At 57.2% G+C, this 17,096-nt stretch carries 14 protein-coding genes and 3 pseudogenes; 10 read left to right on the top strand and 7 right to left on the bottom strand.

What is annotated here, in order from left to right; all coding sequences use genetic code 11:
* Window positions 1-63 precede the first annotated feature (63 nt).
* Window positions 64-992: pseudogene (gene istA, locus TRIHO_RS11630) on the top strand (IS21 family transposase); the annotation flags it as partial.
* A 144-nt stretch (window positions 993-1,136) separates the two neighbouring features.
* Window positions 1,137-1,352, top strand: a pseudogene (locus TRIHO_RS23305) (transposase); the annotation flags it as partial.
* A 1-nt stretch (window position 1,353) separates the two neighbouring features.
* Here TRIHO_RS23305 and TRIHO_RS23565 read toward each other — a convergent pair.
* The 6 genes and pseudogenes from TRIHO_RS23565 to TRIHO_RS11605 form a co-directional block, all read right to left on the bottom strand.
* Window positions 1,354-1,527: pseudogene (locus tag TRIHO_RS23565) on the bottom strand (Mu transposase domain-containing protein); the annotation flags it as partial.
* Between the two features lie 440 nt (window positions 1,528-1,967).
* Window positions 1,968-3,179, bottom strand: a complete 1,212-nt coding sequence (locus tag TRIHO_RS11620; RefSeq protein ID WP_082705121.1) for a phage portal protein — start codon at window positions 3,177-3,179, stop codon at window positions 1,968-1,970.
* A 127-nt stretch (window positions 3,180-3,306) separates the two neighbouring features.
* Window positions 3,307-3,951 carry an HNH endonuclease gene (locus tag TRIHO_RS11615; protein ID WP_131811198.1) on the bottom strand — a complete coding sequence of 215 codons (645 nt, stop codon included), beginning with the start codon at window positions 3,949-3,951 and terminating at the stop codon, window positions 3,307-3,309.
* Window positions 3,944-5,041, bottom strand: a complete 1,098-nt coding sequence (locus TRIHO_RS11610; protein WP_082705120.1) for an ATP-binding protein — start codon at window positions 5,039-5,041, stop codon at window positions 3,944-3,946. Before TRIHO_RS11610 ends, TRIHO_RS11615 begins: the two co-directional genes overlap by 8 nt.
* 177 nt (window positions 5,042-5,218) lie before the next feature.
* On the bottom strand, window positions 5,219-5,626 hold the full coding sequence (locus tag TRIHO_RS23295) for a topoisomerase DNA-binding C4 zinc finger domain-containing protein (RefSeq protein ID WP_082705119.1): 408 nt from the start codon (window positions 5,624-5,626) through the stop codon (window positions 5,219-5,221).
* Entirely contained in the window at window positions 5,577-6,860 is a 1,284-nt protein-coding gene (locus tag TRIHO_RS11605) for a phage portal protein (RefSeq protein ID WP_068243538.1), read from the bottom strand. The genes TRIHO_RS23295 and TRIHO_RS11605 overlap by 50 nt, the downstream gene beginning before the upstream one ends.
* Before the next feature lie 564 nt (window positions 6,861-7,424).
* Between TRIHO_RS11605 and TRIHO_RS11600 the strand changes: the two genes are divergently transcribed.
* The 4 genes from TRIHO_RS11600 to TRIHO_RS11585 all read left to right on the top strand — a co-directional run bounded on the left by TRIHO_RS11600 (window position 7,425) and on the right by TRIHO_RS11585 (window position 10,598).
* A complete protein-coding gene (locus TRIHO_RS11600; RefSeq protein ID WP_131811197.1) occupies window positions 7,425-8,168 on the top strand; it encodes a hypothetical protein in 744 nt (247 codons plus the stop codon).
* 249 nt (window positions 8,169-8,417) lie between these two features.
* On the top strand, window positions 8,418-8,837 hold the full coding sequence (locus TRIHO_RS11595; RefSeq protein ID WP_131811196.1) for a hypothetical protein: 420 nt from the start codon (window positions 8,418-8,420) through the stop codon (window positions 8,835-8,837).
* A complete protein-coding gene (locus TRIHO_RS11590) occupies window positions 8,810-9,190 on the top strand; it encodes a hypothetical protein (RefSeq protein WP_131811195.1) in 381 nt (126 codons plus the stop codon). The genes TRIHO_RS11595 and TRIHO_RS11590 overlap by 28 nt, the downstream gene beginning before the upstream one ends.
* A gap of 214 nt (window positions 9,191-9,404) precedes the next feature.
* Window positions 9,405-10,598 (top strand): NADH:flavin oxidoreductase/NADH oxidase family protein, encoded by a 1,194-nt coding sequence (locus TRIHO_RS11585; protein ID WP_068243528.1) that lies wholly within the window; start codon window positions 9,405-9,407, stop codon window positions 10,596-10,598.
* 38 nt (window positions 10,599-10,636) lie between these two features.
* Here TRIHO_RS11585 and TRIHO_RS11580 read toward each other — a convergent pair whose 3' ends face one another.
* Complete coding sequence (locus tag TRIHO_RS11580) at window positions 10,637-10,834, bottom strand: hypothetical protein (RefSeq protein ID WP_068243525.1); 198 nt, start codon at window positions 10,832-10,834, stop codon at window positions 10,637-10,639.
* Window positions 10,835-11,440: 606 nt separating this feature from the next.
* Here TRIHO_RS11580 and TRIHO_RS11575 point away from each other — a divergent pair.
* The 4 genes from TRIHO_RS11575 (at window position 11,441) to TRIHO_RS11560 (ending at window position 17,092) form a co-directional block, all read left to right on the top strand.
* The gene (locus TRIHO_RS11575; RefSeq protein WP_082705118.1) at window positions 11,441-12,919 is read left to right on the top strand and encodes an FAD/NAD(P)-binding protein; all 1,479 of its coding nucleotides are present in this window, start codon (window positions 11,441-11,443) and stop codon (window positions 12,917-12,919) included.
* A gap of 160 nt (window positions 12,920-13,079) precedes the next feature.
* Window positions 13,080-14,399 (top strand): mechanosensitive ion channel family protein, encoded by a 1,320-nt coding sequence (locus TRIHO_RS11570; RefSeq protein WP_068243519.1) that lies wholly within the window; start codon window positions 13,080-13,082, stop codon window positions 14,397-14,399.
* A 48-nt stretch (window positions 14,400-14,447) separates the two neighbouring features.
* On the top strand, window positions 14,448-15,680 hold the full coding sequence (locus tag TRIHO_RS11565; RefSeq protein WP_068243516.1) for a putative DNA modification/repair radical SAM protein: 1,233 nt from the start codon (window positions 14,448-14,450) through the stop codon (window positions 15,678-15,680).
* Entirely contained in the window at window positions 15,677-17,092 is a 1,416-nt protein-coding gene (locus TRIHO_RS11560) for a UdgX family uracil-DNA binding protein (protein ID WP_068243513.1), read from the top strand. Before TRIHO_RS11565 ends, TRIHO_RS11560 begins: the two co-directional genes overlap by 4 nt.
* The last annotated feature ends 4 nt before the right edge of the window (window positions 17,093-17,096 follow it).

Raw genomic sequence — 17,096 nt, 5'->3', positions numbered from 1 at the left:
GAATTGACCCATGTGAACACGTTTCCCTGACGGATTTGGTCAGGGAGAATTGGAGTGATCGACATGGGATTTTTAAGTGTTATCCGACGCTGGGCATTGCGTGACAAAATGCCAATCCGCGAGATTGCCCGGCGCACGGGCCTGTCTCGCAACACCATCAGAAAGTACCTGCGCGAAGGCGCGGCCGAGCCGAAGTTCAAGACGCCATCCCGGGCGAGCAAACTTGATCCATTCGCGGACCGGCTGTCTGCCTGGCTGCTGGCGCAGACGCGCAAGCCACGCAAAGAACGCCGCACCGTGAAGCAGATGCATGCCGATCTGGTGAAGTTGGGTTACGACGGGTCCTACGGGCGTGTGGCGGCATTTGCCCGCGCGTGGCGTGCCGATCGGCACTGCGCGGAGCAAACGACAGGGCGCGGAACCTACGTGCCCCTAGTGTTCCAGCCTGGCGAGGCATTCCAGTTCGATTGGAGCGAAGACTGGGCCAATATCGGCGGCGAACGGGTCAAGCTCCAGGTGGCTCATATCAAGCTGTCACACAGCCGGGCATTCCTCGTACGGGCCTACCCGCTGCAAACCCATGAGATGCTGTTCGATGCCCATTGGCATGCGTTCCGCGTCTTCGGCGGCGTGCCCGGCCGTGGGATCTATGACAGCGGGAATTGTCCGCCATTGGTCCGAGGACAATGGACACGAAGACGGCCGTGGATCGTGTTGGAAAAGGCAAACAGCGTGACATCAATGCCCGCTTCAAATCCATGGCCAGCCATTACGTCTTTGAACCAGAGTTCTGCAATCCGGCCGCAGGCTGGGAGAAGGGACAGGTCGAGAAGAACGTACAGGATGCACGCAATCGCCTGTGGCAGGTTATGCCGGTCTTCAGCGATCTGGCCGGGTTGAACCAGTGGCTGGAAGATCGCTGTATTGCCTTGTGGGCCGAGACGAAGCACCGGGACCTGCCCGGCATGATCGCTGATGTGTGGGAAGCCGAGCCACATCATAGACCTCGCAGCACGAACGGCCGAGCAGATCGGCGAGGCGCTCCGCCGGACGCTTAAAGCGCGCGGCTGGACGACTCTGTTGCACAAAACCCGTGAGGGATTCATGTCATGAATCCAGCGTGGTAGCTGGGGTGCATGAGCAGACCCACACACCCACCCTACAAGACCAGGAACTGGCCAGCCTACAATGAAGCGCTCAAGCGCCGCGGCTCGCTGACGATCTGGTTTGACCCCGAGATGACCTGGGAGGCCGCGCCATCAGGCAGACGTGGCCGTCGGCAGACCTACAGCGATGCCGCGATCCAGACCTGTCTCCCAATGAAGGTGCTGTTCGGCATGGCGCTCAAACGGTTTGGCCCTCCGCCACCACGACCAGCCGTTCAGGGTAGACGTGCAGGCTAACCCGGCGGTTCGCAAAGCTGGCGGGGACACTGTAGCGATTGCGCTCGAAGGTGATCAGACACGTCGGCGATACCTTCTTGCTGTGCTCTACAAACCCATCAAAGGCCGGGGGTCGTGCCATGAGCGTGGGCTTCTCCCTTTACGGCGCAGAGTAAATGAAGGGAAGTTACGCCGCAACGTAATTAGCGGCATTTTACGCTATGGCGTAATTTTCGAATTGCGCACACACCGTTCGCAGCGCGCGCCTGTTCGTGCGTCAGGAGCTTTGAGCGACGCGACAGATTGCAACACATTATGCGTGATGGTAGATTGGCTTCAGCGATCAAATCAGGCGCGCGGACGACGAAAGTGCCACTAAAAGGCATCGAACCGAGGGCAAAACTCTGATGTGGGGTAGCTTCTGGGGTACGTGAGAAAATCACATTAATTTTATCAAAACATATCAATCTGTTACCGCTTCTTTGCGGAGCCGCCCCCGGCACCATTCAAAACCCTGATTTTGTTGGTTAATCATCTTCGAGCCTTTCATGGTTTGACGGTATTGGCGAATGGTTTGACAACTTGTTATCGCCGTTCGTTTTCTTGTTCCAGCGTTTCCATCGTGATCCGGTTTCGATCTGCGAGGTTTGCAGAGCGGGAATAGTGGCGAGCCATGGACGGGGTTTTCTGTCCCAGCAGATCGGCAATCTGGCGCTCTTCCAGCCCTGCTTCGCGCAATGTGGTCGCCACGGTGTGCCGCAGCCCCTTGAGTGTCAGGCCGGGTTCCACAATGCCTTCGGCTTCCAGCTTTTTCTTGAAGCGATGCCAAACGGTCGAAAAGCCATTGTAGGTCCACGGTGTGCCGGTGGACGTTGCCAGAATCGTTACCGCATCATGGGCGGGCGCTGCGTCCAGGGCCGCTTGCAACGTCGGGCCGATTGGAATTGCGACTTCATGTTCAGTCTTTCCGCGAACGCCCCAAATCGTATCGCCTTCGATTTGGTTTCGGGTCAGCTTGAGAGCGTCTGAGGGGTCGGTGAGACGATACCGCAAGCGGCCAGTGTCCAGCTTCTCCACAGTGACGGTGGACGGGTGCAGTGGGTAGAGCCCGATGACCTGGCCGCGCATGTTCGTTTCGATCCGGGCGAAGGCGTTGCCCATGGTCAGGAGGGACACAAGCAAGAACTCGCGCCCCTCAAAAGCGGTCATCTGCGGATTAAATTGATCGTGCAAAACGCCATGCAGAGGGTGGCTCGTTGCGCGTTCACGCATGACGCACCAGTTCATTAGCTTTTTGATCGCTGAGAGCGCCCGGTTTGCCCGCGTCGGCGTACCGTTGGCGATGATGCCGTCTAGCACCTTGCTAACATCCTGCCGTCTGATCAGGTCGATAGGCCGATCTTTCAATCCATCGAACTTGTGCAGAACGCTTTCGGTGCGCTTCCAGTCCTTGGTATTGGGCTTGGCGTGAAGCTCGATGAACTTGGGGATCATCTCACCCAATGTGTCAGTCGATGCCTCGGGAACCTCAGGGGTCTTTTCGAACTCGCCCAACTCGACATCACGGGCGATTTCCATCGCGCGGCGTCTGGCGTCGGCAAGGGAGACCACAGGGTAAGGGCCGATTTTGACGCGCCTGCGCGAACCGTTCGGGCGGACCATCGTGTAGAATACCTTGGCACCTGTGGTCGACACACGCACGTGCAGGCCGTTTACTTTCTGGTCGCGCACCTCGTACCGTTTGGCAGTCGCCGGAGGCATCGCGTCGAGTGATTTGGTTGTCAGCATCTGTTTCATGCAGACAGCTTAAGACACCCAGAATCCGCGTGTCAGGGTATGGTTTGGGACGGCATGGAGATAGTTTGGAAGCAATGAGTCCAAATGCAATCTTGGCCATGGCGCCAACGCAAAAAGATGTCCAGCTTCAGATCCCGTCTAACGGTAAATCAAGAATTTGGGCAACGACTTCGTCAACCTTCTTGCCGCCTTGGGCAATGTCGAGTTCATCGACGCAAAGCTTGTCTAGCCTTACAAAATCATACAAAAACTGACCTTGTGGCGTTATGCGTCTATATGAAGTGAATTGTTGTGCGCCATATTGAACCGAAATCCTGATTAAATGGTCTTCATATGAATGAATGTTCGGATGAGGAATGAGGTATCGGTCAGGGTTCCGAAGGTCAGATTCGATAGTATCAACATCTACAATATGATCGACCTTCTCGCCTTTGTATGTCATATTGCAGCGCTTGCAGGCGAGCGACAAATTAAAAATGTCATATGACAAGGATTTCTTCTTGCCCTTGGGAACGATGTGCTCCCTGTCAGTTTCAATCGATGCATCCTCGAGAGAGCGGCGACAATAGCAGCATTTCCTTGAAACACGTTCAAAGTGAAAGTTTTTGATTTTGACCTTTACTGTTCCTAGGTTGGTTTTAACCGGGTCATTAAAGCTTTCATGTTTCCATGGATTTTGAGAAGCTAGTGCAACGTTTATGGCGCTGCGCTCATCTTGATCCAAAACCTGTTCAACGAAGTATTGCGCTTCTTGCTCGGTCATTTCAGGCATTAGGCAGGAACTTCTCTAGGTTTCGCGTCACGCGGTTAAGCAATTCTTGTTGCGTTCGCTCATACGAGCGACTTTTGAAACGTGCGATCTCTTCTTCCGCTTCCTGTCGAGTGATGCGGCCATCCGTCAAGTTTTGCAGGATACGTGACAATTCAATACTGAGAAAATGGCTCACGGGAGTAATCGTTTCGAATGCTTCCCAAAGAATTTCTTCGACACTTTCAGGCCCAGATTTTCGGCTGATTTCAACTAGATGCTCTTTATCGCCATCAACTCTAATCACCTTAACATCATTGCCGTAGCTGGACAGTGCTCCGGAAACCAAAACAGGAGAGTGTGTAGCCAAATAAATCTTTGCTTCGTGGTATCCCAATGCCATGTGCAGCATTTCCAGATATCGCCGTTGCCATTCCGGATGTAGGCTGTTCTCGGGCTCATCAACGAAGAGCGCTCCCAAATCTGGTAAGGCCGAGCGTATAAAGAGAAAAGTTGATATGAGCGTTTGCTCGCCAGAGCTTAACTCAGCAAAAATCTGGGGACCACGCTCACGATGGTGGAAGATAAGAGAATAGAAAGAAACAAGTTTTACCCGCTTCAATTCTTGGATGTATTTGAAAAGAATTCTGTTCCTTCCACGCAGGCTGCGCGTGAAGGAATCTGAGTACCTAGATAGCTCGAACTGACCACCTCCCTCTGGGCGTAGAACGTCCAACGCCGAGCTGATGGCTTCGACCTCAAACGGATCAGAAGTAATTTGTCCAAGATCGAAATCCTTAATCCGGCTCAGTTTAACCTCAAGCTCAACTACCGGGTGAAATCCAATGGCTTCGAGCAAGTCTGAAACGTCAAATGTATCTCGACCATCAGAATCAAAGAAGTTTCTGAGGTTTTCCGAGACTACCTTGGTAATTCCGGTGGGGGATACTCGAAAAACCTTTCGATTCTTGCTGCTTCGCTCAAATCGCACAAACGGCGTATTTGCAACGGCTGCAGTCCGTTCGGGCCATCTCCCAATAGAACGCGCTACTTTCACTAGCCTTCTGGTTTTTCCACACCCGTTTGGGCCGACAAAGAAGGATATACGTGTCATGCTTTTGTCAAAGTAATAGTTTTCCAAGGTTCTTGGATGCAGACGTCACCCAAGTGCAGCGGAACACATTTTTGTGTTGAGTGCCAGCTTCTAAACGGGCTGCTCCTACGGAATACAATTGGGTTGGTGGATTGCGCTTCATTGGCTGCTTATCTAGCAGCGGACTTGTTGCTGAGTTCATCTCTGAGACTTCGAGACCTTCGCCTTACCCCTACAGCGTGGGTAGCTGACACATCCAAGAAACGGACCATATCGCCCCCTCCGCTCGACCAGCCATCCATCTTGGCAGCTGGGGCAACTCTGGTATTCGGCACCGCAAGAGCATTTGCTTAGACCGGTTCGTTTGTTCCGAACTGGCAGGCCAATGCCGCAGGAAGAACAAGCGTTCAAAGAATGTCCGCAGTGCGTGGCATGTTCACACCTGTACCATGTCCGGCCATCTTTGGTCGGGACAGGTATCAGATGCCCACCACATTCGCCGCAAGTATGGTTGAATTCTACTTGGTCGTCCGCGCCGGTTGTCCCGTACTCAGGATCATCCAACAACTCGGAAACGAAGGCTGATTGCTTTGAAGCTGAACCCATTAGAGTCACGGATTTTCGGGCGCGTGTCTTCTCGGTCCTTCCGGTCGCCCAGCACTGTCATATTGAGCGGCGAAAGGTATTCCTCGCCGCCCTTGATGCCCTTCAGGTTTTCCCATGCGCGAATGTCGTTTGGGCTGAGCCAGCCCCATTCGCGGCCGATGCGATAGGCCTCATAGCGCGCTTTCATATCGCCGCGCATCAGGCCCGCCAGATCATGCTCCACAAAGTATCGCTTGCGCCCCTCAGAGGTCAGCAGGGCCACGTTCATCACTTGTTCGACGCGGCGCGCCATGGGTGCCAGACAACGCACCACCAGCGCCCGGCTCTCACCGTCCACATTCGAATAGGTGGCGTTGTCGGTGATCCCTACAACGGTCGGCGGGACGCTGAACGTGCGGGCCACATCCATATTGGAGAGCTTGCGACTGTCTAGAAACTCGGCGTCCTTGGCGGAAATGCTGAGGCTTTTCCAATCAAGGCCACCATCCAGTACCAGAATGCCAGAGGTCTCGGCCTGACCTTCCACGCGATCGCGCATCTTTTGGAGCGCATCAGCCTTGCTGTCGCTGTTGATCTTCTGCGGGAACACCAGTGCGCCCTCGGCGCGAAACGCGCGGCTTGCCTGACGTGCGGCCTGATCCTGTTGGGTCAACGCCAGAGAGAAGGTTTCGCGGGCCAATTGGATCGGTGAGACGCCCATGACACCATCTTGGGACAGGCGATATTTCAGGTGCAGCACTTCCTCTTGGATCAACACCTTGGAGGTGCCGCGCGCATCGGTGACACGATACCGCAAGCGGCCAGTGTCCAGCTTCTCCACAGTGACGGTGGACGGGTGCAGTGGGTAGAGCCCGATGACCTGGCCGCGCATGTTCGTTTCGATCCGGGCGAAGGCATTGCCCATGGTCAGCAGGGACACAAGCAAGAACTCACGCCCCTCAAAAGCGGTCATCTGCGGATTAAATTGATCGTGCAAAACGCCATGCAGAGGGTGGCTCGTTGCGCGTTCACGCCTGCCGTTGGCGCTGCGCTCATAGATATTCATCGGCATCGCGGCGAGGTTCTGGCTGATAACGGAAATGCAGGCCTGTGCCACGGCCAGGCCAGAGGCGCGGGAGGGGTCCACAAAACCCGCACCGTTTGCGCGCTGACCCAGAAACTCGGCAAGGGCCGGATCTGAGGTCGTGACGGCCTCGCGCTTTTCACGCCCAAGGAAACGGGAAATTAGGCTCATTTCAGCAACTCCAGAATGCGCAGGCGGCGGGCGGCGGCATTCCGCATGGGGACCCCGATGTGGTGATGCCAGAGTGGACCTGACCGTTGCTACTCGGAAATGCGCTCGGCTTCCTTAATAGCGTCCGGGGCCGTCGAGCGCAGCCTACCCTTATAATGGCGGTTAGTTGCGAGCAGCCGGGATCGTGCAACTCGCGACCGTGCTATGGCCATGGCAAAGGCTAGAAGACGTGTTCTGAAAGGTGTTGCGCGCGCATAGCGCATGCGGATTTGCAGCGTCGTGAGTTCCGTTCTGCACTTAAAGTGTTGTGCCGCATTTGGCGATCGACCTACCGAAGCCGACAGTCATGTAACTGGTAGCATCGGTGCGGCGTACTGGCCGCCGAGGTGAGTTTGGCTGCCCGGCAGAGCGGCCCAGAGCCGACATTGGCGTATCTTGCGGCTAACGGGAGCTTCGAGCCCAAGTTGACCGATGCTGCGCGGCGCACAAAGGTCTGCTATGATGAAAAAATAGAAAAACTGTCTTTTTTCGTGGTTGGCAGTAGAAATTTCCAAGGGGTCGAGGATGCACGAACCGAAGGGTCGTCTGACCGACATATTCAGCCTTCCCAACGATGGTTCTGGGCAACCTCAGTCGGTTCTTATGCTTGATCAACTTACCCACGTTCCCGTGATTGGGGATGTGCTTCAGGTGGCAGATCGTAACTTGTCGATTGCACAAGTTGATAGGCAGCGGATGCGAAGCTGCCTTACAGGTTGGCCGCTGATTGGCCTTGGCAGTATCGCAGTATTGGTCAACGAGCCAACGGAGGAATTGAAACCCTTAGCAAGGCATCCAGACCGTCTTTGGGTAACTTGGAAACCAAAAGCGGATTTGCCGTGGCATTTTGAGACTGACGACCTCCCCAAGTTCATCCGACTGAATGAAGACTGGAACGCTCATCCGAATGATGCGGGTCTCAGGCTTGAAGAGCGCGGAGATGAGTTGATTGCCCGCGTGAAACCAAATCCTTACGCTTATCGCCAATATGAGAACATCCCCGAAATCGCTGTCAGCTTCGTAAACTGCTCCAAATATCGCGTGACTTCAGTAAACGACGAAGGCTGGTATTCAGGCCAGTGCCGCTTCGGTGGGCTTGCGCCAGAATGGGGTGAGTTCTACGAAATATCAGGCAACGTCCAAGACAACATGAACTCTACGCCTTGGATTAAGATGGAAGGCGTCGGGGCAAAGCATTTTCATTTCTATTTGAAAGATGAAACCCTCGAAATCAAAGCACAAGATTGGGTGTTGAAGTCCGAAAGCTGACCTTCGGACGGCGACGTCATGAACGGCAGCAAAGTCCCGCTTAACGGTCGTAGGCCCCGAAAAACTTCGCTCTGCACCGCCGCAAGTCCGCTTCGAGCCCATACTACTAAATGCCGCATAGCTTCTGAATGTCCGCTAAGCTCCTGCGGTCATTGACATTGACTAGAAAGCTGTTCGTTATGTAGAGGGTTGAGAGCGACGACTTAGGCAATGTGGACCTTCGCGCGAAAGATTTATTCGGAGTTTAAGATGGTAGCTTTTGTAGAAATCCAAGACGAAATGGTGAACGAATCATATTCGAGCTTTCGCCCGCTGTGCATTTTGCTTGAGAAGTTTCAACATCAACTTCCGCACAAGGAACTTCCGTTCCCCCTGCAGTTGGCATTTATAATCGAAGCAATAGTTAAAGAACATCCACATCTTATGTACAACGGCGGAAAGATACCGAGCTGGATGTTTGGGGAACTTATTCTATTCATTGTTGGGCAGGAAAGCAAAAATGAGGGATTTCTTGGCTCCCATTATAAAAAATTGCGGGGAGCTATTGAGATCAGTGCCTTCTCTTCGAAGTGGAAGGAGTACGAAGCACTTGCGCAGCATTCTCAGTGGAGCTCCATGGTTTTGAAAAAAAACGAGCTAGTATGGAGAATTTTATTGCTCAAGAAATAGAGCGCTTATCAGGCGCAATACTTGAGATCGAGTACGGAAAGGCAATCGCAACCACTATGGAAGTGGAGAGCGAGACGGGTATCTATATTCCTGACGGTAACACCGTCCGAACCTCTAAGGGTGGAAGCCAAGAGACACTGATCCAAGACAAACCTAAAAAAGGTAGTGCTAAAAAAGGTAGTGTTGATCCCGAGAAGTTTCACACAAATTCATTCAAGAGACTTAATGATTATGCCAAATGTAAAGAGGCCCTTAATGTTGCTACATGGGTTTGCGCTTTCACGCTGATGTTGGAAATTTCGATGTCAATTTTTTCGCAAGCTACCGAACTTACTACATTGATCGAAAAATAGGCGAATGTGCTCAGAATTTTTTAATGCTTACATTGGCGCAAGTGCAGCAAATTCACACTTTGTCCGCTCTGTCGACCTTGACCTCCCGCATCAGTACCAGTTTGGTGTGCTGGTGCGGAGAACGGCGGCTTTGAGCCCTCTTCGACCCATGCTGCGTGACGCACGAATGGCCGCAGTGGAGACAAGGCGGCGTCAGTAGTGTAAGGCCGGATTTATGGATACTCATCACAAAGCCAGTCTGTTTCAGCCGCTTGAACTGCCCTGTGGGGTGATTTTGAAGAACCGCATCGGCAAGTCGGCGATGTCGGACTCGCTTGGCGACGGGCGCGGCGATCCGACCGATGCACAAATCCGGCTTTACGAACGTTGGGCGGAAGGCGGGCTTGCCGTCTCGATCGTCGGTGAGGTGCAGGGCAACCCGCATTTCGCGGAGAAGCCTGGAAACCTCGTCCTCGGGCCAGCTTCCGATGTTGAGAGGTTCAGGGCGCTCGCCCGTGCTGGTTCTATAAACGGGGCGCAGCTTTGGCTACAGCTCGGCCACGCCGGTGCAATGGCTCATCCTCCGATCAGCGATCCCAAGGGGCCAAGCGCGCTCGACATCCCCGGCCTGACTTGCTCGGCGCTGACTCTGAAAGAGGTCCGTGACCTGCCGTCAGAGTTCGCCCGAACCGCCCACATGGCGAAGAAGCTGGGCTTCGGCGGCGTGCAGATTCATGCGGCCCATGGCTTCCTGCTGTCTCAATTCCTGTCGCCGTTGTTCAACCGGCGAGACGACAAATATGGTGGGTCCGTCACAAACCGCATGCGGTTGTTGCTGGAGGTTGCGCATGAGGTCCGCACTGCGGTCGGGCCAAGCTTCCCGATCGCGGTCAAGCTGAACGCGACCGACCAGTTGGAGGGTGGCTTTCACGAGGATGATGCCCTCGCTGTGGTCGCGGCTCTGGACGAAACGGGGATCGACCTGATCGACGTCAGCGGCGGGACATATTTCCCAGGTGCCAAGTCCGCCTCAGACAGCGCAGGCAGTGGCCCCTACTTTTTCGACTTCGCCGAACAGGCCCGCCCTCTGACCGACAAACCGCTCATGGTAACGGGCGGGTTCAAGACCTTAAGGCAGGTGACGGGTGCCCTTGATCGGGGCATTGACATGATTGGCCTCGCGCGCGCGCTTGTGCTCGACCCGTCCCTTCCGAGCAAATGGCAATCTGGCGCAGTGGATGATCCAGACTTTCCACGATTCCAAGACCCACCAGAGGGCGGAATTACCGCGTGGTATACGATGCGACTGACGGAGATCGGCGAAGATCGCGAAGAAGCGAAAGTCGGGGATCTGCACGAGGCTGTCCGGACCTACGAGGCTCGTGACGAGGTTAGGAGCGGCATTTGGAAGGAACGCGCTTGGGAGTGATCTGCCATTGAGATCAATGAGCGACTAAGCGATACCAGTCATTCGATACCGGACCACGAAAGGGTGCTTTGTCCGCCCTGCCGACCTTCATCCGACCGGTCGCCGACGACCGTTCTTCCTTTACGGCAAGGTCGTTCATCCTTTTCCATTTCAGCGATGAAGTCACGTTCACGCTCAGTCAGGTCAACGAAACGGGAAAGGCGGCTGACAAGGCAGCTTTCAATATCTTTGGTCATTCCGGATCTTATCATAATTCATCACGGCCACCGCGCCTATACCGCAGTGCCGCACTACAAAGACAGGTTTTACCTTGAACAAAAGTCTGTCCGCAATAGATCTGCTCAACTTCAACCTTTCCGACACCGGTCCACCACTCCGCGTGTTTCTACAAGTCGGATTTAAAAAGCACTTCTGGCTTGGCGCTCCATTGCCCCACTTGGCTACGCTCACAGGTTCTGACATGCCATCTGTATCGTATCCAGGAAGCAGCCACATTCGCATAGGACGAAATTTGACAATCTTTGAAATGTTGCTTTCAAAGGATCTTTGTGATCGTCGTATGACCAATAGTGCGGTCCGCGATCCGTGTTTGGAATGCAGCCTTGTGGGCTGGCAGGCCCGGATTGATCGCCATTCGCAAGGCGTGGATTGCGAGGCTAAGTTCCATTCGGTCGTTGGCTGCCCATGGGAACAGCATTTGGCTTGAAGTCCCGCGTCCATTTCGCCGGCATCGATTGTTCCGTTGGTCGCGATCATGCTCTGATGCGCTTGGCAGTTTTTCGACGCAAGTCCAGAAAACCGTGCGCTTTACTTTCCACTGCGGCTGAGCTACGCCGCCTCTCGTGTCTTTGAAGAAGCTAGCAATCATCGGGCTCGGCCCCAGGGGGCTGGCCGCCGCCGAGGCGGCGCTGGCGGTTGCTCCTGACCTGCGCCTCTGCATTTTTGAGCCAGGCCCGTACCCGGGCGTCGGACCAAACTTTCGTCCAGACGAAGCGCCCGAGTGCCTGTTGAACCTGCCGGTTCGCGAGCTTGATCTTGGTGCGCCGCGTTTTGCCGACTGGTTGGGGGGCGCGCCCGAGGCCTACCCGCCAAGGGCAGAGGTGGGCCGCTACCTGACGGAGCGCTGGCATAGACTGCGACCACACGTTGAACATGTCCCCGCCACCGCCGTGTCAGCGCATTATGATCGCGGCTGGATCGTCGATGGCCGCGGGCCGTTTGACAACCTGCTTCTGACGCAAGGCCAGCCCCCGGTGACGCGAGATGCGCAGGCCGCCCGCTGGAGCGCGCATGCCGCCGCGCAAAGGCTGACCTTCCTCGACGCCTACCCGACAACGGCGATCCGCTCCATCGATTGGAGCGGGCGGGTCGCGGCGCTGCGCGGGCTCGCACTCTCGGCGCTGGATGTGATCGCCCTGCTCACGCTGGGGCAAGGCGGCAGAATGGATGGCGACAGCTATCGTGCCTCGGGGCGGGAACCGAAGCTCATCGTGCCGTTCTCCCTTGACGGGATGCCTCCTTTTCCGAAACCAGCCAATGCCGATATCGACGCCCTCTTTGATCCGCTCCCAACCGAGCGGCGCGCTGTCATCAGCGCGGTCACGCGGGCACTGACGCTTTCGCCGGATGCTGCGGTCCAGTGCCTGACCGATGCCCTTGCGCCGATCGTCGCGCGCATCACCAGCACCGATCCCCAGCCGTGGCTCGCCGCTGAGCGCGACGCGCCCGGCGCGCAAGAAGGCGCTGACCCGGCGTCCGCGCTCGAGATCGGCCTCTCGATGGCGGAAGGGCAGCGCGCGCCCTCAGTCGGTTATGCCGTCGGGCAGATTTGGCGAAAACTACAACAGGATGTGCGGGGTCCGTTTGCGGCGTGCGGCGGCAGTTGCGAGACCCGCTCCGCGCTGGTCGCTTTTGAAAATGGGCTCAAGCGCTATTCCTACGGCCCGCCCGTACGCAGCGCCCGCCTGCTTCGGGCCCTGATCAACAAGGGCCTGGTCCGTCTGGCCGTTGCGGAGGACCCGTCGATCGTACTGGAGCGTGGTGGGTGGCGGCTGGATGACAAGATCCTTGCCGACGTGATGATCGATTGCGTTCTTCCTGGTCCATCGCCCGACGATATCACCGATCCCTTGGTGCGCGGTTTGCTCCACGCTGGACACCTAAAAGTCGACTGCGGACTGAAACCGGTGACGGCTGGGCTCTCCGTGCTCGGCCGTACGACCGAAGGTCAAAGGTGGGCAACGGATTCGCTCATCGACTGTTTTGGCGACGTGACCGTTGAGTGGGCCAGAAAATCTGTCGGTAACTCAAAAAAGGTTTGAGCTTTCACAGGCACGACACAGGAAGGCGCAGAGAATAGAGGCATGGCAAACCGTTTCTGATGCTGCCAAGCTTGTTCCGGGCCTATGTCGGCACCTACGCTTCCATATGTATCGGGCTCCCCTTGGCCCAAACTTCGCACCTATCCAGGCCGAGGCCGCCATGCGCATCATTTTGATCTTGTTGCTTTTGACGACCGCACCCGTGTCGGCCCAGACGCCTGCGGACGCGGGCGGTGAGGTGACCTCTACCGATCAGGTGGTGGATGTAGAGCCGGGGCTTGCGGATACCCGCATCGCGGAGCGGATCGCGCAGATACTTGATGCTACGGGGTGGTATTCGGACGCATCTGTGCGCGTGGATGACAGCATCGCGTTTCTCGACGGCACTACAACGACGACCGAGCGCAAGACTTGGGCGCGCGATCTGGCCGCCAAGACAACGGGGGTTGTCGCCGTGGTCAACAGGATCGAGGTGGAACAAGCGGTCGAGCTGACCATCGACCCCGCCGTGCGCGAGGTGCGCGTGCTCAAAGATCAGTTGCTAGCGGCGCTGCCCTCCATCGCACTGGCCCTGCTGATCCTGCCGCTGGCGTGGTTCACCGCGCGCGTGGTGCGCCGCTTGTTGAGTTGGTCGTTGCGGGGGCGCACGCGATCGCCTTTCATCGCCGACATTCTGGCACGGCTTGGTGCGCTTCCGGTGCTGTTGCTAGGGCTCTACCTCGTGCTTCAGATTGCGGGGCTAACCCAGCTGGCGCTATCGGTGGTGGGCGGCGCCGGGGTTCTGGGGATCGTCATTGGCTTTGCCTTTCGCGACATTGCCGAGAACTTCCTCGCTTCACTGCTGCTCAGCCTGCGCCAACCCTTTGCGCGGGGCGATCTCATCAACGTGGCTGGGCAATCCGGAGTAGTTCACAGCATGAACACACGCAGCACGGTGCTGGTGTCAGTCGAGGGCAATCACATCCAAATCCCCAATGCGACCGTCTTCAAGTCGATTATAGAAAACCTAACCGCAGTACCCCGCCGCCGCGGAGAGCTGGATCTGGGCATCGGCTATGACGCGGCGATCAGCGACGTGCAGCGGATCGTCAATGTCGTGCTCAGTGCCGAACCGGGGGTGCTGAAGCACCCCGAGCCGATGGTGCTGGCTGACACGCTTGGCGCTTCAACCGTGAACGTCAAGATCTACTACTGGTTTGATGGCGCTCAGATTTCACCGCTCAAGTTACGCAGCGCGCTGGTCCGGCAAATCAAACAGACTTTGATGGATGCAGGCATCTCCATGCCTGATGAAGCGCGCGAGATTATCTTCCCCGAAGGCATCCCACTGCAACAGGGGTCTGGAACAACGCCCGAAACCATACCCGCGCCCAAGGAGGGTCGATCTGAGATGGATGACGACCTTAGCACGGAGGACGATCTTGAAGAGCAACTGCAGGTACCAATCGAAGGATCAAACGAGACCGATTTGCTGCGCTGAGAGCGGCTGGTCTTGCGCAGAGCTCATCTGTGTTCTACATATGTTCTCATGAGGCGCACACTCCAAGAAAAGCTGGCGATCCTGTCGGATGCTGCCAAATACGATGCCTCCTGCGCGAGTTCCGGAACCACACGGCGGGATTCCCGCGCGGGTGGAATCGGCAGTGCCGGGGGCAGCGGGATCTGCCACGCCTACACGCCTGATGGGCGCTGCATCAGCCTGCTGAAGATCCTGATGACCAATTTCTGCATTTATGACTGCGTCTATTGCGTCAATCGCGTTTCAAGTCGGGTGGAGCGGGCGCGCTTCACCCCCGAAGAAGTTGTAACGCTGACGTTGGAATTTTATCGGCGCAACTACATTGAGGGGCTGTTTTTGTCGTCGGGCATCATTCGCAGCCCGGACGATACGATGACGGATATGGTCCGCATCGCGCGAATGCTGCGCGAGGAGCATGGCTTTAAGGGCTACATCCACCTCAAGACGATCCCTGAGGCCGCGCCGGAGTTGATTACCGAAGCCGGACGCTATGCTGATCGTTTGTCGATCAACGTGGAACTTCCCAAAGACGACAGTGTCGCCAGGCTTGCGCCGCAGAAACAGCCCAAGGGTATCCGCGCCGCCATGAGCCACGTGCGTGAAACACGCGCCGCCAGCAAAGTGGCCAGTCATCGCGGCAAGCGTCCGGCGCGCTTTGCCCCCGCCGGGCAGTCGACCCAGATGATCGTTGGGGCAGACGGCACGTCGGACCGCGATATTCTGGGCACGTCCACACGGCTTTATCAGGGCTACAAGCTAAAGCGGGTCTACTATTCGGCCTTTTCCCCGATCCCCGACAGCTCCGCAATGCTGCCGCTGATCCGGCCGCCGTTGATCCGGGAACACCGGCTTTATCAGGCCGATTGGCTGATGCGATTTTACGGATTTGATGCGGCGGAGATCACGTCCTCTACCAAGGGCGGTAATCTGGATCTGGAGATCGACCCAAAGCTCGCCTGGGCGCTGGAGCATCGCGCACAGTTTCCCGTGGATGTGGCCCGCGCGCCGCGCGAATTGCTACTGCGCATTCCGGGGTTTGGAACACGCACCGTGCAACGTATCCTTGCCGCGCGGCGTTCCGGGCCGCTGCGCTACGCGGATCTGATCCGCATCGGCGCGCGGGTGAAACAGGCCGAGCCGTTCATCACGCTGCCCGACTGGTCGCCTGGCGCTTTGACCGACAGCGCCGGACTGCGCGCGCGCTACGCGCCACCGCCCGAGCAACTCAGCCTGTTCGCATGATCCAGATCGATCTGCCCGTTCTGGGGCGCGCAAAGGCGTGGCGCGAGGCCGCCCGGTGTCTCGCCAGCCACGGGATTGCGCCGGAGGAGGTTGACTGGCAGGGCGGCACCCTCTTTGGCGGTGACCCTATTCCCGATGCGGACGGCCCGCGCGATCTTCGTGTGCCCAAAAGCTTTGTTCAACTGTCGGGCAGCGTCATCTGCCATACCGACCCGGAGGCGCCTGCCTTGCTGTATCAGGCGCTTTGGCGGCATCAGAATGACCGGCGTTCGCTCGGAAATCCCGCCGATCCTCTGACCCGTCGGCTTGACCGGCTGGCAAAGGCCGTGGGACGCGACATTCACAAGATGCACGCCTTCGTCCGGTTTCGCGAATTTCCCACGGACGGCGCGCGCCGCCGCTTTGCCGCGTGGTTTGAGCCAGACCACCGCATTGTGGAGGCCGCTACTCCCTTCTTCGCGCGCCGCTTCGCCGATATGGACTGGATCATTGCGACCCCTTTCGGAACGGCGCGGTTTTCAGACGGTCAGCTTGATTTTGATCTGCCGGGGCCGCGCCCGGACCTGCCGGAGGACGCGTCAGAGGTGCTTTGGACCACCTATTTCACCCATATATTCAACCCTGCGCGGGTGAAGGTCGGGGCAATGAAATCCGAAATGCCGGTGAAGTACTGGAAAAACCTCCCCGAGACCCGCTCGATCCCGGCTATGTTGCAAGACGCCGAAGCGCGCGTGCAGCGGATGCGGGACGCGCTGCCGACAGAACCTCCCAAACGCGCGGCGCGGATCGCGGCAATGCCTGCCACGCTCGATCAGACGCGTGCGGTGGCCGAGACTTGTTCGGGCTGTGACCTTTGCGCTCCGCGACGGATGGTCTGGGGTGAAGGGCCCACCGACGCGCCCCTGATGATCGTCGGGGAAGCACCCGGCGATCACGAGGACCAGCAAGCCCGGCCTTTTGTCGGCCCGGCTGGCCAGCTGTTGCGCGCCGCGATGGCAGAGGCGGGATGCCCGCCCGCTTATCTGACCAACGCCGTGAAACATTTTAAGTTTAGTCAGCGTGGCAAGCAACGGCTGCACCAAAGCCCGACGCGCGGCGAGATAGACCATTGCCGCTGGTGGCTGGACCAGGAACGTCGGCTGATCCGGCCTCGGCTAACCGTCGCGCTTGGCGTGAGCGCCGCATTTGCACTGACCGGGCGTCGCGCGGCGCTGACGTCGCGACGTGGGACACTGGAGCCGGCAATCCGAGGCGGTGACGTCCTCATTACCTGGCATCCCGCAGCAATCCTGCGCGCGCGATCACGTAGCGAGGAGATGCGCGCCGAACTGGCAGCCGATCTGAGCCGCGCTGCGGGGCTTGCGAAGGAACGAATGGCCGCGCAGGGCGTTAGAGGTGCGACAAGCCTTTAACAAA

Origin of the sequence: Tritonibacter horizontis, assembly GCF_001518015.1 — a bacterium.
Taxonomy (GTDB): Bacteria; Pseudomonadota; Alphaproteobacteria; order Rhodobacterales; family Rhodobacteraceae; genus Epibacterium; species Epibacterium horizontis.
The sequence above is the reverse complement of the archived record's forward strand: the minus strand, read 5'-3'. Positions and strand labels throughout refer to the sequence as shown.

What these genes read in the sequence shown, in the direction of transcription:
- TRIHO_RS11560 (WP_068243513.1), top strand. Translation starts at nt 15,677, where the DNA reads ATGATCCAGATCGATCTGCCCGTTCTGGGGCGCGCAAAGGCGTGGCGC.
- TRIHO_RS11585 (WP_068243528.1), top strand. Translation starts at nt 9,405, where the DNA reads ATGGATACTCATCACAAAGCCAGTCTGTTTCAGCCGCTTGAACTGCCC.
- TRIHO_RS11605 (WP_068243538.1), bottom strand. Translation starts at nt 6,860, where the DNA reads ATGAGCCTAATTTCCCGTTTCCTTGGGCGTGAAAAGCGCGAGGCCGTC.
- TRIHO_RS11600 (WP_131811197.1), top strand. Translation starts at nt 7,425, where the DNA reads ATGCACGAACCGAAGGGTCGTCTGACCGACATATTCAGCCTTCCCAAC.
- TRIHO_RS11580 (WP_068243525.1), bottom strand. Translation starts at nt 10,834, where the DNA reads ATGACCAAAGATATTGAAAGCTGCCTTGTCAGCCGCCTTTCCCGTTTC.
- TRIHO_RS11615 (WP_131811198.1), bottom strand. Translation starts at nt 3,951, where the DNA reads ATGCCTGAAATGACCGAGCAAGAAGCGCAATACTTCGTTGAACAGGTT.
- TRIHO_RS11610 (WP_082705120.1), bottom strand. Translation starts at nt 5,041, where the DNA reads ATGACACGTATATCCTTCTTTGTCGGCCCAAACGGGTGTGGAAAAACC.
- TRIHO_RS11565 (WP_068243516.1), top strand. Translation starts at nt 14,448, where the DNA reads ATGAGGCGCACACTCCAAGAAAAGCTGGCGATCCTGTCGGATGCTGCC.
- TRIHO_RS11620 (WP_082705121.1), bottom strand. Translation starts at nt 3,179, where the DNA reads ATGAAACAGATGCTGACAACCAAATCACTCGACGCGATGCCTCCGGCG.
- TRIHO_RS11590 (WP_131811195.1), top strand. Translation starts at nt 8,810, where the DNA reads ATGGAGAATTTTATTGCTCAAGAAATAGAGCGCTTATCAGGCGCAATA.
- TRIHO_RS11595 (WP_131811196.1), top strand. Translation starts at nt 8,418, where the DNA reads ATGGTAGCTTTTGTAGAAATCCAAGACGAAATGGTGAACGAATCATAT.
- TRIHO_RS11570 (WP_068243519.1), top strand. Translation starts at nt 13,080, where the DNA reads ATGCGCATCATTTTGATCTTGTTGCTTTTGACGACCGCACCCGTGTCG.
- TRIHO_RS23295 (WP_082705119.1), bottom strand. Translation starts at nt 5,626, where the DNA reads ATGGGTTCAGCTTCAAAGCAATCAGCCTTCGTTTCCGAGTTGTTGGAT.